Origin of the sequence: Bradyrhizobium sp. CCGUVB14, from assembly GCF_024199935.1 — a bacterium.
Classification (GTDB): Bacteria; Pseudomonadota; Alphaproteobacteria; order Rhizobiales; family Xanthobacteraceae; genus Bradyrhizobium.
The window spans coordinates 9254027-9276579 of record NZ_JANADS010000001.1 but is presented as its reverse complement, the minus strand read 5'-3'; the positions used below and the strand labels follow the sequence as shown (position 1 = coordinate 9276579).

Annotated in this window: 21 protein-coding genes; 7 read left to right on the top strand and 14 right to left on the bottom strand. The window is 64.0% G+C overall.

All coding sequences use genetic code 11. The features are described from left to right. Nucleotides 1–174: 174 nt before the first annotated feature. The 5 genes from NLM32_RS43435 to NLM32_RS43415 are packed head-to-tail and all read right to left on the bottom strand — an operon-like array spanning nucleotide 175 to nucleotide 4145. The gene (locus tag NLM32_RS43435) at nucleotides 175–942 is read right to left on the bottom strand and encodes an ABC transporter permease (RefSeq protein WP_254134762.1); all 768 of its coding nucleotides are present in this window, start codon (nucleotides 940–942) and stop codon (nucleotides 175–177) included. Further along, nucleotides 939–1703: an ABC transporter permease gene (locus NLM32_RS43430; RefSeq protein WP_254134761.1), complete on the bottom strand. Its 765-nt coding sequence runs from the start codon at nucleotides 1701–1703 to the stop codon at nucleotides 939–941. The genes NLM32_RS43435 and NLM32_RS43430 overlap by 4 nt, the downstream gene beginning before the upstream one ends. Further along, the gene (locus tag NLM32_RS43425; protein ID WP_254134760.1) at nucleotides 1700–2506 is read right to left on the bottom strand and encodes an ABC transporter ATP-binding protein; all 807 of its coding nucleotides are present in this window, start codon (nucleotides 2504–2506) and stop codon (nucleotides 1700–1702) included. Before NLM32_RS43425 ends, NLM32_RS43430 begins: the two co-directional genes overlap by 4 nt. Further along, a complete protein-coding gene (locus NLM32_RS43420; RefSeq protein WP_254134759.1) occupies nucleotides 2503–3207 on the bottom strand; it encodes a GntR family transcriptional regulator in 705 nt (234 codons plus the stop codon). The genes NLM32_RS43425 and NLM32_RS43420 overlap by 4 nt, the downstream gene beginning before the upstream one ends. Before the next feature lie 11 nt (nucleotides 3208–3218). Beyond that, nucleotides 3219–4145, bottom strand: coding sequence for an ABC transporter substrate-binding protein (locus NLM32_RS43415; RefSeq protein ID WP_256568348.1), 927 nt, complete (start codon nucleotides 4143–4145; stop codon nucleotides 3219–3221). Nucleotides 4146–4257: 112 nt separating this feature from the next. On the opposite strand from NLM32_RS43415, the gene NLM32_RS43410 reads away from it, so the two are divergent. Both NLM32_RS43410 and NLM32_RS43405 read left to right on the top strand, forming a co-directional pair. Beyond that, nucleotides 4258–5247, top strand: a complete 990-nt coding sequence (locus tag NLM32_RS43410; RefSeq protein ID WP_254134757.1) for a fumarylacetoacetate hydrolase family protein — start codon at nucleotides 4258–4260, stop codon at nucleotides 5245–5247. Nucleotides 5248–5306: 59 nt separating this feature from the next. After that, nucleotides 5307–6083: a cyclase family protein gene (locus tag NLM32_RS43405; RefSeq protein WP_254134756.1), complete on the top strand. Its 777-nt coding sequence runs from the start codon at nucleotides 5307–5309 to the stop codon at nucleotides 6081–6083. A 91-nt stretch (nucleotides 6084–6174) separates the two neighbouring features. On the opposite strand, the gene NLM32_RS43400 is transcribed toward NLM32_RS43405, so the two are convergent. The 4 genes from NLM32_RS43400 to NLM32_RS43385 form a co-directional block, all read right to left on the bottom strand. Continuing rightward, a complete protein-coding gene (locus NLM32_RS43400) occupies nucleotides 6175–6768 on the bottom strand; it encodes a DUF1349 domain-containing protein (protein ID WP_254134755.1) in 594 nt (197 codons plus the stop codon). 131 nt (nucleotides 6769–6899) lie between these two features. Further along, nucleotides 6900–7817 (bottom strand): substrate-binding domain-containing protein, encoded by a 918-nt coding sequence (locus NLM32_RS43395; RefSeq protein WP_375143660.1) that lies wholly within the window; start codon nucleotides 7815–7817, stop codon nucleotides 6900–6902. A gap of 37 nt (nucleotides 7818–7854) precedes the next feature. Beyond that, nucleotides 7855–9192 carry an ABC transporter permease gene (locus NLM32_RS43390; RefSeq protein ID WP_254134753.1) on the bottom strand — a complete coding sequence of 446 codons (1338 nt, stop codon included), beginning with the start codon at nucleotides 9190–9192 and terminating at the stop codon, nucleotides 7855–7857. Continuing rightward, nucleotides 9189–10829 carry a sugar ABC transporter ATP-binding protein gene (locus NLM32_RS43385; protein ID WP_254134752.1) on the bottom strand — a complete coding sequence of 547 codons (1641 nt, stop codon included), beginning with the start codon at nucleotides 10827–10829 and terminating at the stop codon, nucleotides 9189–9191. The genes NLM32_RS43390 and NLM32_RS43385 overlap by 4 nt, the downstream gene beginning before the upstream one ends. Nucleotides 10830–11000: 171 nt before the next feature. On the opposite strand from NLM32_RS43385, the gene NLM32_RS43380 reads away from it, so the two are divergent. After that, on the top strand, nucleotides 11001–11714 hold the full coding sequence (locus tag NLM32_RS43380) for a GntR family transcriptional regulator (RefSeq protein ID WP_254134751.1): 714 nt from the start codon (nucleotides 11001–11003) through the stop codon (nucleotides 11712–11714). A 237-nt stretch (nucleotides 11715–11951) separates the two neighbouring features. Here NLM32_RS43380 and NLM32_RS43375 read toward each other — a convergent pair whose 3' ends face one another. Next, complete coding sequence (locus NLM32_RS43375; protein WP_254135552.1) at nucleotides 11952–12263, bottom strand: helix-turn-helix transcriptional regulator; 312 nt, start codon at nucleotides 12261–12263, stop codon at nucleotides 11952–11954. A 95-nt stretch (nucleotides 12264–12358) separates the two neighbouring features. Here NLM32_RS43375 and NLM32_RS43370 point away from each other — a divergent pair, with 95 nt between their 5' ends. Further along, nucleotides 12359–13111, top strand: a complete 753-nt coding sequence (locus tag NLM32_RS43370; RefSeq protein WP_254134750.1) for an SDR family NAD(P)-dependent oxidoreductase — start codon at nucleotides 12359–12361, stop codon at nucleotides 13109–13111. Between the two features lie 114 nt (nucleotides 13112–13225). On the opposite strand, the gene NLM32_RS43365 is transcribed toward NLM32_RS43370, so the two are convergent. From NLM32_RS43365 to NLM32_RS43350, 4 genes are all read right to left on the bottom strand, one after another. Next, nucleotides 13226–14263: a thermonuclease family protein gene (locus NLM32_RS43365; protein ID WP_254134749.1), complete on the bottom strand. Its 1038-nt coding sequence runs from the start codon at nucleotides 14261–14263 to the stop codon at nucleotides 13226–13228. A 214-nt stretch (nucleotides 14264–14477) separates the two neighbouring features. Continuing rightward, a complete protein-coding gene (locus NLM32_RS43360) occupies nucleotides 14478–15032 on the bottom strand; it encodes a hypothetical protein (protein ID WP_254134748.1) in 555 nt (184 codons plus the stop codon). A 237-nt stretch (nucleotides 15033–15269) separates the two neighbouring features. Further along, entirely contained in the window at nucleotides 15270–16673 is a 1404-nt protein-coding gene (locus tag NLM32_RS43355) for an MATE family efflux transporter (RefSeq protein WP_254134747.1), read from the bottom strand. A gap of 41 nt (nucleotides 16674–16714) precedes the next feature. Continuing rightward, a complete protein-coding gene (locus NLM32_RS43350) occupies nucleotides 16715–17215 on the bottom strand; it encodes a hypothetical protein (protein ID WP_254134746.1) in 501 nt (166 codons plus the stop codon). Nucleotides 17216–17520: 305 nt separating this feature from the next. On the opposite strand from NLM32_RS43350, the gene NLM32_RS43345 reads away from it, so the two are divergent. The 3 genes from NLM32_RS43345 (at nucleotide 17521) to NLM32_RS43335 (ending at nucleotide 22544) form a co-directional block, all read left to right on the top strand. After that, nucleotides 17521–20568 (top strand): AAA family ATPase, encoded by a 3048-nt coding sequence (locus NLM32_RS43345; RefSeq protein WP_254134745.1) that lies wholly within the window; start codon nucleotides 17521–17523, stop codon nucleotides 20566–20568. Nucleotides 20569–20840: 272 nt separating this feature from the next. Next, the gene (locus NLM32_RS43340; protein WP_254134744.1) at nucleotides 20841–22043 is read left to right on the top strand and encodes an OpgC domain-containing protein; all 1203 of its coding nucleotides are present in this window, start codon (nucleotides 20841–20843) and stop codon (nucleotides 22041–22043) included. 12 nt (nucleotides 22044–22055) lie between these two features. After that, a complete protein-coding gene (locus tag NLM32_RS43335; protein ID WP_254134743.1) occupies nucleotides 22056–22544 on the top strand; it encodes a DUF2059 domain-containing protein in 489 nt (162 codons plus the stop codon). The last annotated feature ends 9 nt before the right edge of the window (nucleotides 22545–22553 follow it).

Here is a 22553-nt window from a genome sequence, read left to right as displayed (position 1 = left end):
ATAATTTGAGGGGACCGCACCTACTGGGGGTCCGACTTGTCCACCCTACGCCAACCGTAATCGCCCGCAATGTTCTCTTGAGGGGGCATTTCGACGGATTCATCAAGAATAGTCGGCAGATTGGTGCGTGCTTCTACCCGCCGACGATGGGCGTCTGCCAATGTGATTGCAGCCCTACCGCGCCGCAGTCTGCCAGGCGAGCAGTCGCTGTTCGACGAGCGATACCGCAATCGACGTCAGATATCCGGTCGCACCTAACAGGATGACACCGGCGAAGAGGTCGGCTGATCGGAACGCGCGGGCCGAGAGCAGGACCCACTGACCGAGGCCGTCGAGCCCGGCCAGGATCTCGCAGACCACCGAGAGGATCAACGCGACCGTCAGGCTGAGCCGCATGCCCGCGAGGATATCAGGCAAGGCCGAGGGCAGTGCGATCTTGGCAATGACTGATGCGCGCGACATCTGCAGCGAGCGGGCGACCTCGTAGAGCCGCGGCTCGACCGCGGCAAAGCCGTGAATGGTTGCCAGCATGATCGGCCAGATCGCGCCGAAGGCGATGACGAACAGCGCCATGCCTTGCGTCAGCCCGAGCATCGCGATTGCGACCGGGATGATCGCCGAGACCGGCAGGGGCCGCAAGAATTCCAGGGACGGCGCGATATAGGCGCGCATCATCTTCGACGATCCGATCAGCGCGCCGAGCGCGATGCCGGCAATCGAGGCGGCGAGCCAGCCATAGGCCATGTGCTCGAGCGTGCCGATCAGCTTGCCCGCGAGGTCGCCGCTCGAGAAACCTCGCACCAGGGCGGCCCAGGCCTTGTCGGGACCGGGCAGGAACACCGGCGAGACCAGCCGCAGGTTGGCGACGAGCTGCCACGCCGCGATGAAGCCGGCCGCGACGAGGATGCTGGCGACACGCCAGAGGATCGCCGCGCGGTTCATTGATTGTCTCCGCCGAGCGCGGCGCGGCCGAACAGGCGGCGCTGGGCCGCGATCAACAGGATGTTCAGCGCGTAGCCGATCACGCCGATCCAGAGCAGATAAGCGAGCATCAAATCGGCGCGCAGCGCCTGCTGCGCCAGCATGATGCCGGCGCCGAGGCCGATCGGATTGATCGCGATCTCGACGGTCACGGCGACGATCAGGGCGATGCCGGCCGACAGGCGGAACGCGACGAAGATCCGCGGCAGTGCCGCCGGGATCACGATCTTCGCGATCCGTTGCGCCGCGCTCATCCGCAGGGCCCGCGACACTTCCATCAATCGCGGCTCGATGCTGCGCACCGCGCTGCGCGTCATGATCAGCATCGGCCAGACACAGGCGAACGCCACGATCACGATCTCCATCCGATAGCCGAAGCCGAGCGCGATCAGCGCAATCGGCAGCAGCGCGATCGAGGGAATCGGGCGGATCGCCTCGACCGTCACCTCCATCAGCCGGTCGAGGGGACGCGAGATGCCGAAGGCGATGCCGAGCGAAAGACCTATTGCGCTACCGATCGCCAATCCTGCAAAGGCGGCGAACAGCGTGTCGCGGGTCGCGATCGGAATCGAGAGATCGGCAAGTGCCGCGGTCAGCGCCGCGAGGATCGCACTTGGCGGAGCCAGGCTGTCGCTCTGCAGATGCGTGAGCCGCGCCCAGAGCTCGAACGCCAGCATCAGCGCCAGCGGCAGCAGCAAGGGCCTCGTGCGATCGAGGCTCAATGTTCGCTCGCCTTGATGAAGTCGAACAATTGCCGGCGCAGCCGCAGGAATTCCGGATGTTCGCGGGTGGCGAGCTGGTCGCGCGGACGCGGCAGGTCGACATCGAGCTCGATCCCGATCCGGCCCGGATGCGGCAGCAGGCCGACGACGCGGTCGCCGAGATAGATCGCCTCGTCGAGATCGTGGGTCACGAAGATCACGGTCGTCTGGCTCGATTGCGTCAGCGACAGCACCTCGTCCTGCAAGCCCTGGCGCGTCATCGCGTCCAGTGCGCCAAACGGCTCGTCCATCAGCAGCGTCGTCGGCTCCTGCGCGAGGCAGCGCGCGATCTGCAGGCGCTGCTGCATGCCGCCCGACATTTCGGTCGGATATTTGTCGGCATGGCCGGGCAAGCCGACCTTGCGCAGCAGTGCCTCGATGCGCGCACCGCGCTCACGCACCGGCACGCGGGAGGCTTCCAGCGCCAGCGAGATGTTTCCGGCCGCGGTCCGCCACGGCAACAGCGCCTTGCCGTAATCCTGGAACACGATCGCCACCTCGCGGCGCGGCTCATTGATCGGCTCGCCGTCGAACGTGACTGCACCGCTCGTGGGGCGATAGAGGCCCGCGGCGAGCCGCAGCGCCGTGGTCTTGCCGCAGCCGGAGGCGCCGACGATGCAGAGGAATTCGCCCGGCCGCACCTTCAGATCGAGATTCTCGATGATGGTCTTGCCGCCGAGATGCAGCGTCGCGGCGCTGAAGGCGATCAGCGTCTTTTGTCGCCGCGCGGCGCGCGCCTCGTCGAGCCTGGCAACGGCGCTCATGATTGTTCCTCGCTGGCAGGCGGATAGACGAAATCGATGGTCGCGTGCAGATGCGCGGCCAGCATTTTTTGCGCGGCGGCCAGGTCGCGGGCGAGCACGTGGTCGGCGAGCATCTGGTGACTCCGGATGAACCCCTCGGCGCTGTCGATGGCACCCATCATCACGCGGCGGTAGCGATAGGCCTGGTCGTAGAGGTCGGAATGGGCGGCCAGCATGCGCCGTGAGCCGCAGGCGGCGAGCAGCGCGGTGTGAAAGCCCTTGTGCAGCCGGTCGAAGTCAGCCGCGCCCTCGCGGAATTCATTGCCGGTGCGCTCGATATGCCGGCGCATCTGATGCAACGCGCTGATGATGCCGGCCTCCCAGGCGGCGTCGCCCTGGAGGATAGCGAGCCTGACGGCCTCGATCTCGACCGCCGTCCGCATGCAGGTGATGTCGGCGAGATCGTCGCGGCTGACCTCGGCGACACGGAAACCGCGCTGGCCGATGCCGACGATCAGGCCGCGCGACATCAGCCGCGACAAGCCCTCGCGCAAGGGTGTGGCGCCGATCTCGTAGCGCTGCACGAGGTCGACGATGCCGAGCCGCGATCCCGGCGCGAGATCTCCGGCCAGGATGTCCCGCTCGATTAGATTTGCGGCGCGCTCGCTCAAGGTGCCGGCTTCCGCCGGCGGGCGTTCGAGAGTGCGCTCGGGAGCGGGCATCGTCGATATCCTCAGTTCAGCACCAGTTTCGCGGTGTCGAGTTTCGATTGCAGCATCTTCTGCGACGACATCACGTCGATCCACCAGGACAGGTTTTCCGGCTTGAGGTTCGGCTCGGACTGGTTCGGCGGCGTCGCCTTGACGAGATCGAGCGGCTGCTTGGTGAATTTGGCGATCGAGGCGGAGGCCTTCTCGCGATCGCTGTTGACGATTGGAGCGGCCTCCGCGATGGCCTCGCGGAATTTCTTCACCGTCGCCGCGTTCTTCTCCGCCCAGTCGCGCGACGCCGCATAGAAGATGATCGGATCGGTGCGGCCGAGTTCGGCGCCGTACCGCGCGCCGACCGAACCAAGCCCCGCGTTGGTCATGCGCGTGACGAACGGCTCGGCCGTGAGCACGGCGTCGACGCCACCTGACTTGATGATGTCCGCCATGGTTGGGAAGGTGACTTCGACGAAATTGACGCTCTTGGGATCGACGCCTTTCTCCACCAGCCATTTCACGAACAAAACATGGAGAAAGGCGTTCAGGCCGGGCGCGCCGATCTTCTTGCCGACGAAATCCTTCGGCTCCTTGATGGTGAGGCCGTTGCGGACGAACGCGGCAATCGCAGTGTTCGAGGTCGTGTTCATGACCGAGGCGCCGGCAATTGCGACGAGGTCGAGGCCGCCGTCGACGGCCTGGAGGAAGACGGTGGAGGTCGGGCCACCCACCTGAATCGAGTTCGACAGGATCGCCGCCGGGATATTGGAGTTGATCGCGATCGGCGTCATCTCGACGTCCAGTCCGTGCTTTTTGAAGATGCCCTCGTCGACCGCGACCATTGCCGAGGCGCAGTCAGTGGTCGCGGTGCAGCCGATCTGGATCTTGGCCTGCGCCAGCGCGGGTGCCGTCAAAGCAACGCACACACCAACTCCGAGTGAGAGACCCGCCAACATCGCCCTTATCTGCGTTCGTCTCACCGCGCTCTCCCCAATTTGTATTTTTCTATCTTGTTTATCGATATTTTATCTGATCATATATTTGAAACGATAGCAAGGGGTGCCCAAGGTGAAGCTCGCAACATTCAGATCGGCCGGTCAGGAGAAGATCGGCGCCGTCCATGCCAATGAGAGTCAGGTGTTCGATCTCGCCGCCGCCGCTGCGCGGGACGGCCAGGCCGATCCGGCTTTCGGCTCGATGCTGGCGCTGATTGATGCCGGACCCCGCGCGCTCGATCGGGCCCGGGCCCTGCTCGACAAGCACGGCCGGGACGCAACGCTGTCGGCGGCGGTCAGCGCCGTCGACATCCTCGCGCCGGTGCCGGAGCCGAGGCAGATGCGCGACGGCATGTCGTTTCCGCTGCACATCCTGCAAGCGCCGCGCGGGCAGCAAAAGCTCGCGGCGCGCGCCAAGGGCGATATGGCGGAATTGGCGCGCATCGACGCCGAACCGCTCGGCGAGTTGCCCGAGGTCTATCGCAAGCAGCCGATCTTCTACATCACCAACCGCTTCAGCGTCCGCGGCACCAACACGACGGTGAAATGGCCGCGCTACAGCAAGGTGATGGATTACGAGCTCGAGTTCGGGATCATCACCAGGAACAAGGGCTCAAACATCTCTGCCGCGAAGGCTGGGGATCACATCTTCGGCTATACCATCTTCAACGATTTCTCCGCGCGCGACGCCCAGCGCATCGAGATGGAGGGACGGCTCGGCCCGGCCAAGGGCAAGAGTTTCGACGGCGGCAACGTGATGGGTCCCTGGATCGTGACGCCGGACGAGATCGGCGATCCCTATCGTCTGAAGATGGAAGCGCGCGTCAACGGTGAGGTCCGTTCGAAAGGCGTCTCCGAGGGCATGTTGTTTTCGTTCGAGGAGATCATCGCCCACGTCACCCAGGACGAGACGCTGATGCCCGGCGAATTCATCGGCTCCGGCACGGTCGGCAATGGTTGCGGCCTCGAGCTCGGATGGTATCTCGAGCACGGCGATGCGATCGAGCTTGAGGTCGAGAAGATCGGTATCTTGAAGAACCGCGTCGAGCGGCAGGATGTCTAAAGGTTCGTTTGAAGGGACGCCTGACGGCCGCTAACGAAAACAATCAACGAGGAAGCGCCATGACGACCAAGCTGATCGATATCTCCGTCCCCCTGCAGAACGACGTGCCGGCCGACCCGCCCGGAAATCATCCGACCATCCAATACATCAATCACCAGCAGGGCCTGCCGCGCATGCTGCAGTTCTTCGACGGATTGAAGGCCGAGGATCTGCCGGACGGGCAAGGTTGGGCGGTGGAACAGGTCAGCCTCTCGACCCACAACGGCACGCATCTCGACGCGCCCTGGCATTTTCACCCGACCATGAATCGCGGCGAGCGGTCCTGGACCATCGACGAGGTGCCGCTGGAATGGTGCTTCCAGCCCGGCGTGAAGCTCGACTTCCGTCACTTGCCGGACGGCTATGTCGCAACCGCAGAGGATGTCGAGGCCGAGCTCAAGCGCATCGGCCACGAGCTGAAACCGCTCGAGATCGTCGTCGTCAACACCAGCGCCGGCGCCAAATATGGCCGACAGGACTACGTCACGTCGGGCTGCGGCATGGGCTATGAAGCGACCATGTACCTGCTCGAGCGCGGCGTGCGCTTGACCGGCATCGACGGCTGGAGCTGGGACGCGCCGTTCGTTCACACCGCGAAGAAATACGCCGAGACGAAGGACGCCAGCCTGATCTGGGAAGGCCACAAGGCCGGCCGCCATATCGGCTATTGCCACCTCGAGAAGCTGCACAATCTCGAACAGCTGCCGCCCACCGGCTTCAAGGTGTCATGCTTCCCCGTGAAGATCGAGCGCGCCTCGGCCGGATGGACGCGCGCGGTCGCGATTTTGGAAAGCTAGCCGACACGACAATGGCCCGCTTGACGCGGGCCATTTTTATTTAAGGCGCGAGTTCGGCGTCCGTTACCGCAGCACCATGGCTTGCCCCGCTCTAGCTCAGATCGTGTAAATCCTTGCCGAGCGGCGGCTTCAGGGAAAATCCGGTGAACTTCACCTGCAATCCCGCTCGTTCGGGTGTGCAGGCCATCGGCCCGACGAGATAGGATTGCGCTTTGGGGAAAGGCGCCAATCGGACGAGCGGCCAGGTCTTGCCGTCGGTCGACGTCTGCAACCGAACAACGCCGTCCGCGACCGTGACGCGCATCCGGAAATCACTGGCATCATGCGCGTACGGGGCTGTTGCCCAATCGGACTGACCAACGGTCAGCACGCTCGATAGCATGGCGCGTCCATCCGAAAACTCGATTCCGGCCTTGATCCAGTGCTCGACGTCGATGCGCATCATGATGCCGGCTTGATCGTAGAGCTCCTGGAAATTGCCCTGGATGCGCAACTCGGCGGTAAACGCCTCTGCGGTCCGAAATCCCAGAAAGTGCCCACTGTCGCGGCAGAACCCGTAGTGGGTTTTTTGCCAGAAGTCGGTGGCCTTGTCGGTGACGATCTCGAGGCTGTCGCCCTGCGCAGTCCATCGCTGTGGTTCATTCAGCCAGACACCATCCTGTCTGGCGAAGATGGCAGCGCTCATGTCGAACCTCGAAGAAAAATTGCCGATACCAGAGAACGTTGATCTCGCGCGATAGGTCCGTGAAAAGAACGGAGAGCCTGGTGCGAGATCACCGGCTCTCCGAGGCACATTTCAGTGCTGACGGTTCAGAGCTACCCGTTCTTCTTCAGGATCTCCGCCGCGTTCTCCTTGGTGATCAGCATCGTCGGCAGGGTGATGACCGGCTCGAGCTTCTCGCCCTTCAGCAGCTTTGCCGCCTGCCGCAATCCTTCCGCGCCAGGTGTTGCGTAGAGGAATGTCGCAGAGAGCTGGCCCTTGGAGACCCAGGTGACGCCTTCGTCCGGCAATCCATCGATGCCGATGATGAACTTGATGTCTTTGTCGCGGCCGGCGTCCTTGGCGGCGAGATAAGCGCCGTAAGCCATCGGATCGTTATGGCCGTAGACCATGTCGATCTTCTCGTTGTTGCGCAGCGCCGTCGTCATGATGTCGTAGGCCTTGTCCTGCTTCCAGTCGCCCGACTGGTTGTTGAGCAGGTACTTGATGCCTGGTTCCTTGTCGGTGAAGGCATGGAAGCCGTCGTGCCGGTCATGCGCGGGTTGGGTGCCCATGCCACCCCAGATTTCCACGACGTTGCCGGCCGCCTTGCCGGGACCACCGAGCAGCTTCACCGCATGCTCGCCGGCTGCCTTGCCGATCGCGACGTTGTCGCCACCGATGAACTGGGTGATGCGCTTGGTGTCGACGTTGCGGTCGAGCACGATGACGGGAATCTTGGCGTCGATCGCCTTTTCGACCACGCCGGTCAGGCCGGCCGACTCCTTGGGCGAGATCAGGAGCACGTTGACCTGCTGCACGATCAGATTGTCGCAATCGGCGACCTGCTTCTGGGTCTTGTCCTGGCCGTCGGTAATGATGAGGTCGATGTCGGGATGGTTCTTCGCCTCGGCCTGGATGTCCTTGTTGAACTGCACGCGCCACGGCTCCAGCGTGGTGCACTGGCTGAAGCCGACTTTCGACTTGCCGGCGGCACTTGCAGGCGTCCAGCCGGCCGGCAGATAGATGGTCATTGCGGCACCCGCCGCGGTGGTCGACAGTTTCAGGAATTCACGACGCTTCATCGAGATCCTCCCTTGCGAGTTGGGCCTTTGCGGCACTTGGCAGCCGACGGGGCTCGGCTGTTTTCGGATCGGCCTGGGCCTCGCCCGATCGGCGGAATCGCCATCGCGCGACAAGCTGGCCGAGATTCTGTTCCTGCACCAGCACAGTGCAGACGATGATCAGCCCCTTCATCACGAGCTGGACGTTGGAGTCGATGTTCTGAAGCTGCAGGATGTCGGAGAGCAGGCCGAAGATCAGGACGCCGACGAAGGTGCCGGCGAGGCCGCCGCGGCCGCCCATCAGGCTGGTGCCGCCGATCACCACGGCGGCGATCGCATCGAGTTCGAGGCCCGTGCCGGCGTCGGGCTTGCCCTGGCGGTACTGCGCGACGAACAGCACGCCGGCGATTCCCGCGAGCAGGCCCGACAACAGATAGGCCGTGAGCTGCACCTGCGCGACCTTGATGCCGGAAAGCTTTGCGGCCTCGACATTGCCGCCGATCGCATAGGCATAGCGCCCGAAAGTGGTGAAGCGCAGGATCGCGCCGAACAGGCAGATGGCCGCGAGGAAGAAGACGCTCGGGACAGGCAACACGCCCCACAGCATCGAGCGCAGCAGCTCGAAGTCCTCGGTCGCATTGGTGCCGGTGTAGACCGGGACCACGGCGTTGTCGGAGCCTGCCGTCAATCGCGCGATGCCGAGTGCGCTGACCATCATCGCAAGCGTCGCGATGAAGGGCTGCAGCCGGCCGGTGACGATCAGGAGACCGTTGATGCCGCCCAGCACCATCGCAAGGCAGGGCGCGATCAGCAGGACACCGAGAACACCGAATTTGGCCGGCACTTGGTTCATCGTCCACCAGCCGATCGCGATGGCGGCGACAAGGCCCAGCAGTCCCGGAATGCCGGTGCTCTGCCAGCGCGGCAGCGCAATCTCACGCCGCCGTCCCGCACTGACATCGCGGCCACGCGCGAGGCCGGCAAACACGAAGCGTGCCGCCAGCGCCACGGCAGCGCCGCCGACGAGGATCGCGGCCGGAACGCCCATGACGGACGCCGTGGTCCAGCCGGGCTTGGTCAGCAGCATCGCGCAGATCACCGTCGAGAAGCCCATCACCGAGCCGACCGACAGATCGATGCCGCCGAGCAGGATGACCATGGTCATTCCGGTTGCGACGAGGCCGGTGATCGAGACCTGGCGCAGCACGTCGGTCAGATTGCCGTAGGACAGGAAGATATTGTGGCCGGATGAGGTGTGCGGCGAGATGACGGCGCCGATCAGACAGATCAGCACAAGCCCCCAATAGAGCTTGGTCCGGGAGAGCAGGCGCAGCATGGCTTTCATGATGCGGCTTCCTGCGACCAGTTCATCATCCCCGGTGCGGCAAGGCGCATCACCGTCTCCTGCGTCGCATTCTCGCGTGCGAGGATGCCGGTCTGCCGTCCTTCGCACATGACGAGGATACGATCGGACAGCAGCAAGAGCTCGGGCATCTCCGAGGTCACCACGATGATGCCGAGCCCCTGCGCGGCGAGATCGAAGATCAATCGATAGATCTCCTGTTTGGCGCCGATGTCGATGCCTCGGGTTGGCTCGTCGAGCAGCAGGATACGCGGTTCGGTCGCCAGCCATTTGCCGATCACGACCTTCTGCTGGTTGCCGCCGGACAGCGCGGCGGCCTCCTGGCCGATGCCGGTGCAGCGAACCGAGAGCCGCTTCACCATGTCGGCGGCGAGTGCGCGCTCGCGGGCGAACGTGCGCAGGCCAAATCGCGAGAGCGCGCCGATCGAGGGCAGCGCGACATTGTCGCAGATCGAGGCGGCCAGATGCAGGCCGCGCTCCTTGCGGTCCTCGCTGACGAGCGCGACGCCGAGATGGTAGGCGTCGGACGGAGAGGTGATGTCGACCGCCGCACCGTCGATCGCGATGCGCCCCTCGCGCCAGCCGCGAGCCACGCCGAAGATCGACTCCAGGATCTCCGTCCGGCCGGATCCGAGCAGGCCGCCGACACCGAGAATCTCGCCGCGTTTCAGCTCGAAACTCACACCGTGCAGTGTCCGCCGCCATCCGTGCGGACCCGGCGTATCGAGGGTGAGGTCTTGCACCGAGAGGACGACCGCGCCGTCCTGCGCCGTCGCGCCGCGTTCGTTCGCGGCCATCTCGCGGCCGACCATCGCCGAGATGATGGCGCCGCGCGAGAGTTCATCGATTCGCGCCGTCACCACGCGCTTTCCGTCGCGCAGCACGGTGACGCGGTCGGCAAGCTCCAGCACTTCCTCGATGCGGTGCGATGTGTAGATGATCGCGACGCCTTCGCTCGCGAGCTGGCGCACGATCTTGAACAGCGTGTCGCATTCCGACGAGGACAGCGCCGAGGTCGGCTCGTCCATGATGAGGATGCGCGCATTGAGCGACAGTGCCTTGGCGATCTCGACGAGCTGCTGCTCGCCGACGCGCAGGCCCGCGATCCTGGTGTCCGGCGCGATGGTGACGCCGAGGCGCGCGAGCAGGCGCCCGGCCGCCCTGACCATCCGGCGCCGGTCGATCAAGACGCCGCCGATCAGCGGCTCTCGGCCAAGGAAGATGTTGTCGGCGACGCTCAGCTCGGGGACGAGGTTGAGCTCCTGGTGGATGATGGCGACGCCGGCCTCTTCGGCGTCGCGCACGCCGCCGAAGGACGCAGCGATGCCCCCGACCAGGATGGTGCCGTCGTAGCTCGTATGCACGCCGGCCAGGATTTTCATCAGGGTGCTCTTGCCGGCACCGTTCTCGCCCATCAGCGCATGCACTTCGCCATGGCGCAGGTCGAAGTCGACGTCCTGGAGCGCCCTCACGCCGGCAAAGGATTTGGAGATCCGCTCCGCGCAGAGCACGGTATGTCCGCCCGGCACGCTCGCGCGGCTGCCAAGCTCGACCACGCGAGAGGAGCGCGACGCGCCGCGCTCATCGTCAGCCCCGAGCGCGCCGACGCGTGTCTCCATTGCAATTTCCTCCCGGCGTGCCGTCAGTCCTTGGGAAGACATCAGAGCCGCAGGTGATGCTTTGTTTGTTATCTGATATGCTAGTTATATCAGTTGATGCTCGTCAAGCCTTTTGGCCGCGCGATTGGCGTTGCGGCATCGATATGTGTAGATCGGCCGGGGGAACACAGCATGCATTCAGTCGGCGGATTCAGTGGCGGCGCGAGGCCGGCGCGCGGACGCAGCGCAGGCGGGTCGAAAGTCGATCAGGCCTATCTCGCGCTGAAGCGTGCCGTCGTCTCCGGCGCGCTCGCGCCCGAAACGCCGATCGACAAGAACGAGTGGTGTGCACGCTTTGACGTGTCGAAGCTGTCGATCACGACGGCCATCAACAGGCTCGCCTTTGAAGGACTCGTCGTGGTCGAGCCGCAGCGCGGCTCCTATGTTGCCAGGATTCATCTCGAGGACGTCAGGCAGTGGATGCTGATGCGTCGCGCGCTGGAGGTCGAAATCGTCGGCGTCTGCGCGGCCAGCATGTCGGACGACGCGATCGGCGCGCTCGGCCAAAATCTCGCTTATCAAAAGGCCGCGATCGCGAGCGGAGACCTCGAAGGCTTCCACGAGCTCGATACAAGGTTTCACCATCAGATGACCGAGAGCCTGGGCCTCGCGCGCGTCGGCGAAGCTCTCGATACGATCCGAACTCATCTTGAACGCGTGCGCCGTACGCTGCTGCCCGAGCCGGGCCGGCCCAAAGGAACCTACACGGAGCACGAGGCGATCTACCGCGGAATCGCAGATCGCGATCCCGCGAGGGCCAGGGCCGAGATGGCCAACCATCTCGATCGCGTCGCGCGCGAGCTCCACGCCTTCGTGGAGAAGCATCCCGGCTTCTTCGAGAGTTAGCGATCCGGCTGCTGCATGTCGCGAGGTTCGGCGATCTTGAAAGCAACGGTTTAAAGCGGGGTGGGCAGCCCGGTGGCTCATCAGGCTCTTAAGCAAATCCTATCCCCGCAACCAAATTCGGGATGACCGGTTCCGATACGAAAATGGCCCGCTTGATGCGGGCCATTTTTGTTTGGGGTCTCGGGAAGCTGTTGCCGGGCGTCTAGCCGTTGTGATGTGAGAGAGCGAGCTGATCCCTCACTCCGGGCAGCTCAGGATCGTTTTGAGCAGCTTCGGAAACCGGGCATTGATGTCCTCCTCACGAAGCACGTTGCGGTGCTGGACACCCTGCTTCGACGTCCGGATCAGGCCGGCCTCCCGCAGAATGCGAAAATGGTTCGACAGGGTCGATTTCGCCATGTCGGGGCAAGGCGCCGCCTCGGTGCACGACATGCAATCCTTCTGCGCGACCAGGCTTTTGACGATACGCAGCCGCATGGGATCCGCGAGCGCTCCGAGCACTCCGGCCAGCGTAATCTCATCCCGCGATGGGTGAACGAACTGCACCATGCCCAAAATATAGCATGCCCCTTGAACTCGTTCAATAGTTCACTAGTATTGAACTATTGAATATCGGCATCCCGCCGAACAACGGAAGACATGCGATGACCAAGAGACTCGAAGGCAAAGTTGCGCTCGTGACCGGCGCATCCAAAGGCATTGGTGCCGAAATCTCCGCCCGGCTCGCGGCTGAGGGCGCGGCGGTCGCCGTCAATTACAGCTCCAGCAAGCAGGCCGCCGACCGCGTGGTCGCCGCCATCATCGCCAAGGGGGGCAAAGCCGTCGCGGTCCATGGCAACCTGGCCGACGCCAAGGACGTGAAGAGCGTTGTCGCGGAGACCGTGAAGGCATTCGGTGCGATCGACATCCTCGTCAACAATGCGGGCATCTACGAGTTCGCCGCGCTCGAGGCCATCACGCCCGAGCATTTCCACAAGCATTTCGACCTCAACGTGCTTGGCTTGCTGCTGGTCTCGGGTGAAGCGGTGAAGCACTTCAACGCCAATGGCGGAAGCATCATCAACATCAGCTCCGGCGTATCGACCATCGCACCGGCGAACACCGCCGTTTACACCGCGACCAAAGCCTCGGTGGATGCGATCACCTCCGTGCTGTCGAAGGAGCTCGCACCGCGCAAGATTCGCGTCAACGCCGTCAATCCAGGCATGATCGCCACCGAAGGCGTCGTGTCGGCCGGCCTGCACGAGGGCGACATGCGCAAGTGGATCGAATCCACCACCCCGCTCGGCCGCATCGGCAAGGTCGAGGAGATCGCGGCGGCGGTGGCCTTCTTCGCTTCGGACGAAGCGTCCTACGTGACCGGCGAGACACTTCACGTCACCGGCGGCCTTCGCTGACGCGGTGGTGCTCTGGCGGCCCGACGTCGCTGAAGGCCAAGTTTGGACTTCACGGCTTCCGATGAGAAAATGGCCCGCCTCGCGCGGGCCATTTTTGTCTGGTGGCTCGGGCGCTCAAAACCCCGTAATCGGCTTGCCGTCGGCTCCCACCAGCGTCGACGGCGCCTCGCCGAACACCAGCCCGTCCGGCTGAAACTTGATCGTCTTGCCGCCCTCGACGAATTCCGCGAAATTCCGCGGGCTGGCCGAGTGTACGCCGTTGGCCAGGAAGTCGTTGATCTCGTAGCAGGTGTCGGGCTTGCCGCCGGAGCCTTCGCTCAAAAATGTCTGGAAATTCTGGCTCGTCACCTTGGCCTTCTTGCGCGCCGACCAGTTGGTCTGGCGGCGGAAGAGCTTTGGCAGGATCACCGGGCCCTTGTCGGTCGCGAGCAATTCGGTCTCGTTCTTCTTGGGCTCGCGCAAATCGAAGTCGAAGGTGGGAATGGTTTTGGCGAGGTTCTTCCAGACCGGCAGCTTCCTGGTGCGCGCGGTCTTGGTCAGCGCCAGGAAGGCCTTGATCTCGTCGTCGTTCATCGAGGAGTAGAAGGTCGGATAGGCAAAGCCCTGCTCGACCAGCCAGTGGTTGATGTCGATCGTCTGGTTCGCGATCGTCACCTCGATGTCGCCGACCAGCCGCCCGTAGGTGTCGAACACCTCGTTCGGTGCGTCGACATGGGTGAACACCCGGCAGGCGAGCGTCGCCTCGCCGGTGCCGGCGAGGAGGTCATGCAGGGCCTTGGTCGAGGTCGCGCCGAGGAATTGCCGGTAGGAATGCGTGACCTCGTGATAGGCCTGCTTCCTGGCGTCCGTCAGCCCCTTCTTCTCGGCGGGCGAGAGCGGCGACGGCATATAGTGCAGCTCGGGCGCGTCGATGCCCTGGAGGCGGATGGTGAGCTTGCCGTTCTTGATCGGCGCCGTGTTGGTTCGCCCCTTGACCTTGGCGTTGTCGAAAACGTGGGTCGGTTGGAACGGCGATTGATCGTTCTTGCGGAAGCGGATCGCGTCGGGGGCGACGTTCACCACGACCTTGGTGGTGTCGGCGTCCGATCGTCCCTCCGGCCAGAACTGGCTGACCTCGATCGTGCCTTCGACCTCCAGCAATCCAACCGGCATTGGCCGCTCCTTCCGATGAGCCCGCGGCCGCAACGCGACTCGCTCGCAATGAGACGCAGCCGACCATCTTCGTACGACAGGCCCGTGACGGGAGGAGGGGCGGAGGCATAGCGCCGCAGTGTCGTTTTGTGGGCGCTTGCAACCCACGCAACAAAAAGCGCGAGCCGGCGAATAGCCGACCCGCGCCGTTCAGATCAGGCAATGCAGTTGCGATCTAGCCCAGGCTCAGCCCTTCGCCGGCTTCTACGGACCGACTATCGACAGCTCGAGCATCGCGCGCCGGCTTATACGGACAGACCATTGTCAGGTAGAGCAGCGTGGGCGTCTTGCTGTCTCCCTCGTACTCCCACTCCAGTCGGATCTCATGCGTGTCCGCGCCGGGGTCGGTCGCTTCGTGCGTCGTGATGTGGGTCTTCATCGGAATCGGCGGCTCCGAATTGAAGCACTTTCGGACGCTGGCATCGAGCAGCGCGCATCGGGTCAGCGGGACGACGTCGGGTTCGTCCCTGGACAGCGGGGCGGTGTTCGGCTGTGCCGCGAGATCGACGCGCACCCGGCCCTTCTCCTTGTGCCAGTGTTTCGCGCTGCCCTGAGGCCACTTCGAGGCCGGCGTCAGTATCAGGTGGTACTGGCCGTATTCCAGGGTCGGCAGATCGATGTGAGCCGATGCCTTGAGCTTGGCCACGCTCTTTTTCATGTTCGCCAGAGGGTAGTAGTTGCTGTTCATCAGGTTTCTGAATGCAGCCGTGGTGTAAGGTCTCGAGCCCATCGCCTTTTCCCTCAATATGTTTCTATCTCAGCCCCGCGAAACTTGTCGGCTGGAACGAAAGCCTGGCAGCTCACGATTTGAAGCCCCCCGCCTCGCACGGCGTTGGAATGATACTACCTGAGAGTGAGTTGTCCAGATCAACAACAGCAGTGCGCTTAACGCTCGTGCCGGAGCGCTCGTTGACGCCGCATCTTAAGGCAACGCTGAGGGCGATTTTGTTGTGCAGGCCTTGCGCTCTCACTTGTCGCCAGCGTTCGCCAAATTCAGTTGGCCTTTCACGTTGGTCGTGCGCGGTCCCCAGCGGGTAAACGCAACTGATGCGCAGGAGAGAAGGCCGAGCAACATCATCGAAGCTGCCGTGAGCGAGAAAAAGCTCGCGGCACTCGCCGCCTGCGACGTCAGATACCAGCCGCCAAGCACGATAAAGAGCAGGCGCGCCGTTTGCGCCAGCACGGGACCGAGCACATTGCCGGCGCCCTGTGACGAGAAGTACATCGCCGAGGCAAGCCCGATGAAGGCGTAGAACGGTGCGACTGTCCGGAGAAACTGCCGGCTGTCGGCATGCGCTTCCGCGTTGTCGGTGAAGAGGCGAACCCACGGGTCTGGAAGGAGAGCGACCGCGCACGCGAGCGCCCCAACCACCACGAGCGCGACAAGGCCGGTCGTCCAGGCAATACGCCGGGCACGCGCGATACGCCCAGCGCCGATCGCCACGCCAATCATCGGGACCGAGCCGATACCGACAGAAAAAGCGATGGTCGCCAGCACGTATTCCAGGCGCGCGCCGATGCCGTAAGCAGCGAGGATGGCGGTGCCGAAAATGGCCAGCAGGTGGGTGAGGGTTAAGTTGGTCAGCGTGTTTTGCAGCGGGGAGAGACAAGCGACAGCACCAACCTTGAGGATGTCGGCAAACAACGCCCATTGCATGCGAAACCCCTGCAGCCGGGGAACGATGCGCCCCCGGCCGGAGAACAGGTACCAGCTCATGATCGCGATATTGATCGAATAGGTGATCAAAGATCCCGTTGCGACCCCCGGCATCCCGAATTGCGGGACAGGCCCGAGACCAAGACCTAGCGTTCCGCCAAGGATGATTTGGCAGATCGCGGAATTGACGATCATCATCGAGGGCAATTTCATGTTGCCGGTGCCGCGCAGGACACCGGCCAGAATATTGACCAGCCAGGTGAGTACGGCCCCGCCGAAGTAGACTTGGCTGTAGGCGACCGCCAGTGCCAGCACGTCCCCTTGGCCGCCCAATAGCTCCAGCAGTTTCCGGCCACCGACCAGCATGCCCAGCATGAAGACGAGGCCGAAGAAGATCGCAATCAGGAGCGCGTGCGTGGCGAGGTTCTCAGCCCGGTCGTGGTCGCCGGCACCGAGTGCCCGGGCGATGGCCGACGCTACGCCGCCGCCCATGGCCGCGCCGGACATGCTCATGGTCAACATCACGCAAGGAAACACCAGCGCCATCGCCGCCAGAGCTTCGATTCCAAGCCTGCCGATGTACGAGGTTTCTGCGATCGCAACCAAAGTGCCGGCCGAAAACGCTAGCGCATTCGGCCAAGCGAGCGAGAGCAGTGTACGCAGGATCGGTCCGTCGAGCAACGCATTCGCCGCTGAGCGAGGTGGCGATGACATCGGACCTTCCTTCTCGTCGACCTGTCAGGTTTGCCGCGAGATCAGGACTTGGCCGGCTTGTGCGGGCAGACCATCGTCAGGTTGAGTAGCGTCGGCGTCTTGCTGCTCCCCTCGTACTCCCACTCCAGTCGAATCTCGTGCTGGTCGGCGTTACGGTCGGTCGCCTCGTGCGTGATGATGTTGGTCTTCATCGGAATCGGCGGCTCCGAATTGAAGCACTTGCGGACGCAGGCATCGAGCAGCGCGCATCGGGTCAGCGGAACGACCTTGGGCTCGTCCTTGGACAGGGGCGTCTTGTTCGGCTGGTTGGTGAGATCGACGCGGGCGCGGCCCTTCTCCTTCTGCCAGTGCTTCGCGCTGCCCTGCGGCCACTTGCTCTTCGGCACCAGGATCAAATGATACTGGCCATATTCCAGAGTCGGCAGGTGAATGTTTTCAGACGCTTTGAGCTTTTTGACGCTCTTCTTCATGTTCTCCAAAGGAAAGTAATTTGCATTCATCAGATCTTTAAATGGCCGGCCCGTATAAACTCGCATGCCCATATGTTTGCCCCTCAATGAGTCCCTTGGCTTCCCCGGGAAATATGCCGCTCTGCGAAACTCGCCGGCTCGAACGAGTGCTTGGCAGCCCACGATTCGCAGCCTCTTTTCCGCGCGACATTCATGAGGTTACCACCACAGACTGTGAATCGTCCAGATTAGCAACCGCTTGGCCAGCACTCCGCCGGGGATGGATCGGCTGCCCTATTACTAGGCGTTGCTAAGCAAGGTTCGATAAGCGATCTTGTTGCGATCCGCGCGTGGGAGCCCGATCGACAGTGCCTTTGGAATCACTTGAGAGCACGGGAATGCATTGCGCTGCATGTCAGTCGACGCTCGCCCCGGGCGATAGCCGGTGCCCCAAATGCGGCACGGCCGTCCGGCGCCCTGATCCCGACAGCGAACGTCGATTCGTCACGATCCTCCGCGCCGACGTGATCGATTCCACTGGCCTCGTCGCCGAGCTGGATCCGGAGGCGGCGGTCTCGCGCCTGGAGCCGGCCCTGGCCGCCATGCGCGGCGCGGTCCGACAATTCGGCGGCATCGTCAGCAAGGAGCTGGGCGACGGGCTTGCCGCGGTGTTCGGCGCCCCGATCGCGGACGACAACCACGCGCCGCTGGCGTGTCATGCCGCGATCGAGCTGGTCCGGCGCGTCGCCAGCCTCGGCGATCCCGCCCTTCAGGTCCGGGTCGGCCTCCACTCAGGCCACGTTGTCGCCTACATGGTCGCCAGCGAATTCTCCAAGGTCTACGAGATCGGCGGCGCCGCGCAGCATCTGGCCGCGCGGCTGGAGCAGGAGGCCGAGGCGAACCAGATCTACGTCTCGGAAGCCTGTCAAAGTCTTGCCGACGGGCATGTCCGGTTCGAATCTCTGGGCGGCAAATCCCTGCGCGGCTTCAGCCAGCCCGTGACGGTCTACCGGATCGTCGGCGCCAGCGATCTGTCGAGCTGGCGGGTCCGGCGCGCCCGCAGTGTCTCCCGGTTCGTCGATCGGACCACCGAGCGAGCCCTGCTGGACCGCGCGGCCGGGCAGGCCAGGGCCAGCCGGCAGACCGTCCTGCTGCTGGGCGATGCCGGCATCGGCAAATCGCGGCTGGCGCACGAATTCGCCCAGAAGCTCAGGGCCGAGGGCTGGCGGCTGATCGACGCCGAGTGCAGCCCGAATCTGCAAGGAGCGCCCTTCAGCACGCTCAAGCGAATCCTGCTGTCGGCCATGGACGCAGCCGCAAGGGAGCCCGGCAATCCCGGTGATCCCGTGAAGGACCTGACCGCGATCCAGCAAAGTGCCCTCGACGCGGTGCTCGACGTGCCGATTGCGAATCCGCAATGGGACGAGCTCGAGCCTCATGCCCGCGGGCGCGTGATCTCCGATGCGAGCTGCGCCGTGATCCAGGCCCTCGCCAGCCGCCAGCCGACCATCCTGCTTTTGGAGGATCTGCACTGGATCGACCGGGCCAGTGATGTCGTCGTGGCCGCCATCGCTTCGCTGGCAGTGCCCGATCTCCTCGTGCTGCTCACCTCCCGCCCGAACGGCATGCCGGTGTGGATCGCACGCTGCCACGCCGAAATCGTCGCGATGCGGCCGCTCGACGACGATTCGGGGCTGGAAATGCTGTCCGACATGCTCGGATCGTCCGCGACCAACGCCGATCTGAAGAACCGGATCGTCTCCCACACCGCCAGCGTGCCGCTGTTCATCGAGGAGGTCTGCCGCGGGCTGAAGGACAGCGGCACCCTGCGCGGCGAGTGGGGCGACCTCGCTTTGGTGCGTCCGATCGACGAGCTCGGTATTCCCACCAGCATTCAGGGCGTGATCGCGGCGCGGCTCGACCGTGTGTCGAAGCAGGAACGGTCCATCTTGCAGATCGCGGCCGCGCTGGGGGCGCGGTCGAGCGAGGCCATACTGCGCAAGATTGCGATCCTGCCCGAAGATGCCCTCCACGGCTGCCTCGTCTCGCTCGATCGCGCCGAGCTGCTGGTCCGGATCGACAGCGAACTGGAGGATTCGCTGGAGTTCCGTCACGAGATGGTTCGCCAGGTCACCTACGACTCGATGGTCGAAAAGGTGCGCGAGGACATCCATGCGCGCATTCTCGCCGCACTCGAAGGCAGCGAGGCCGAGGATTCCGACAAGCTCTGCTATCACGCCACGCGGGCCAAGGATTGGGACAAGGCTTTCGCTTATGGCCGGGCCTCGGCGCGAAAATGCCTGGCGCGATCCGCGTTCACTGATGCTGCAGACTATTTCGAGACAGCGATGCGATCGCTGGATATGACGCTGGCTACCCCCGCCCGGGAAGCGAGCGCCGTGGATATTCGCATCGAGGCCCGCGCGGCGTTCATTGGATCCGGCCACCTGTCCGAGTGGCTGAACCTAGGCAAGGAAGCCGAGCGTCGCGCCGATGCGATCAACGACATCGGGCGGAAGGTGGCGGCCATGACGGTCATGGCAGCGGCGCAGAATTTCTATGGTTCGCCGGCCGAAGCGATCAAGCTCAACGAGGAAGTCGTGGGCCTCGCAGAGCAGTCGGACAGCTCGGGCTGGCTCAACGCTGCGCAATACGGCCTCGGTCAGGTGTACTTCCTCGCCGGCCGCTATCGCGAGGCGGGCGGTTTGTTCGCACGGGCCCGCGCCCAATTGATGGGGCCGGAGGCGAGTGCACCTTTCGGGACGACAGCGAAATACGCGTTGCTGCTTTGCTGCATGATGGGCAGCATCAACCACACCGTCATGGGTGACCTTGACGTCGCCGAACAGATGCAGCGGCATGCCGATGCGATCGCGGAAGAAACCAATCGCCCTTATGACCGCGTTGCGGCAGCCTATAGCGGCGGCTGGCTGAAGCTCGGCCGCAACGATCCCGCGGCAGGCGCGGCTATCCTCGAACAGGCTTTCGTGCTGGCGCAAAAACACGGCATCCGGCTGTTCGTGCCGGTGCTCGGCTGCCATCTCGGCATCGCCTATCTCGAGCAAGGCCTGTTCGACCGGGCGCGCGGCATGCTGGCCGAGGCGCGCGAAGAGGCGCGCAATGTCGGCTACACCTCGGCGGTGCTGCGCTCGTCGATCTACCTGGCGTTGGCGACCAACCGGCTCGGCGATGCCCAGGCGGCGCAGAACATGCTGCGCGAGGCGCGCAATACCGCGCGCCAGCAGGGTTTTTCCGGCCTCGAGGCCGAGGCCCTGTTCGGCGAGGCCGTGGTGACGCCGCCGTCGAACGAGGAGAACCGGACCATCATCTTTTCCGCGCTGCGCGCCGCAATCGCGATCGCCTCCGAGAGCGGGGCGAAGCCGCTGCTGCATAAGGCCGAGGCGATGCTGAACGGCATGCGCGCCGCGGGCGATCAGCCGAGTTGAGCCGCCGCGCGCGACCGGCTGCGGTCCCGCCCGACGGGTCGACCAGGTTTCGCAAGCAGTGCAAGCACTTAGCTACTGTGCATGGGGTTGTTTTGGTCGCCTTTTGTGGGAGGCCCGCGCGTTGTCATGACAAAGTCCCTTGCGCGGGCCTCAAGGTGGGCTACCGTCCGGTTTCTAGTCGCCGGGTTAGGTGACGATTTGATTGATCTATTTTAGCATCCGACGTCATCGGCGCCGCGACGGCGCGACGCCCACCGGACGAGGCGGGGGCCATGATCATACGGGACCAGTCAGCACTGTTGGCGCCGATCGAGCGCGACTTGCGGCTCGACCTCTTCCGCGGCATCGGGCTGTGGATGATCTTCCTCGATCACATCCCGCACGACGTCGTGGCCTGGCTGACGCTGCGCAATTACGGCTTCAGCGATGCCGCCGAGTTCTTCGTCTTCATCTCCGGCTATCTGGTCGGCTGGATCTACGGGCCGATCGTCGCCGGCGGCTGGTTCCTCGCCGCGCTGAAGCGGCTGTGGCGGCGGGCGACGGAAATGTATGTCGCCCACATCATGCTGTTCCTGCTGTTCACGGCGCAGATCGCCCGCACCGCCCGCCGCTTCGACAACCCGATGTACGAGCACGAGTTCAACGTGTTCAATTTCCTGGCACATCCGGACGAGTTGATCGGGCAGGCGATCCTGCTGAAATACAAGCCGGTCAATCTCGACGTGCTGCCGCTCTACATCACGCTGGTGTTCGCCTCGCCCTTCATCATGTGGTGCCTGGTGCGCCGGCCGAACCTGACGCTCGCGGCGTCCGTCGTGCTCTACGTGCTGTCGCGCTGGTTCGACTGGAACATCGCCTCCTATCCGCCCGGCACGACCTGGTATTTCAATCCGTTCTGCTGGCAGCTGATGTTCGTGTTCGCCGCCTGGTGCGGCATCGGCCAGATCGAGAAGTTCTCAACCCTGGTCTGGTCGAAGACGGCGATGGCGCTGGCCGCCGCCTGGCTCGTCTTCGCCCTGCTGATCGTGATGACATGGCACGTCCCCGCGCTCGAGGCCATGATCCCGAAATGGATGATCAAGGCGATCTACCCGATCGACAAGACCGACCTCGACATGCTGCGCTTCACGCATTTCCTGGCGCTGGCGATCTGGGTGACGCATTTCGTCTCGCGCAAATGGAAGGCGCTGCACACGGTGTGGCTGCGGCCGGTCATCCTCTGCGGCCAGCATTCGCTGCCGATCTTCTGCCTCGGCGTCTTCCTGTCGTTCTCCGCCCACTGGATCCTCACCCAATACACCAAGGGCACGTGGGAGCAGCTCGCCGTCTCGCTCACCGGTATCGTCATCATGATCGCCGCCGCCTGGGTGCTCGATCGCGCCGAGCGGGTGCCGAACCTGTTTGTGAAGGTGACCGACGTCGACGAACCCGAGACCGCCGTCGAGAGCGCGCCAGCCGCCAATGCGAGCCGCTGAGTGGAGAGGTCCATGTCCAGACGTTTGCTAGCGATCACCGGCATTCTCCTGCTCCTCGCCTGCGGTGCGTCCGCCGAGACGCCGTCGCCGGAGGCGATGGCTGCGGCGCGCAAGCTCGTCGTCACGCTCAAGATCGCCGATCAGTATCGCGCGCTGCTGCCGCAACTGCTGCTCAAGCTGCGGCCGGTGGTGGCGCAGGACAGGCCCGAGATCGAGCGCGACTATGACGCGATGACCGCACCCGGCGCCGAGATCTATGCGCCGTTCTTCGCCGCGATGGTCGACCAGATCGCCGCCGTCTATGCCGCGACTTTCACCCTGGATGAGCTGCGCCAGATCGAGGCGTTCTACGCCCAGCCGGTCGGACAAAAGCTGCTCGCGCAATCCGATGCGCTGGCGCAGGCGACCACGCAGATCGCCCAGGATGTCAGCCAGAAGGCCGCCGACCAATTGAAGCAACGCCTGATCGAGGCGCTGCGCCAGAAGGGGCACAAGCTGTAGCGGCTCTCC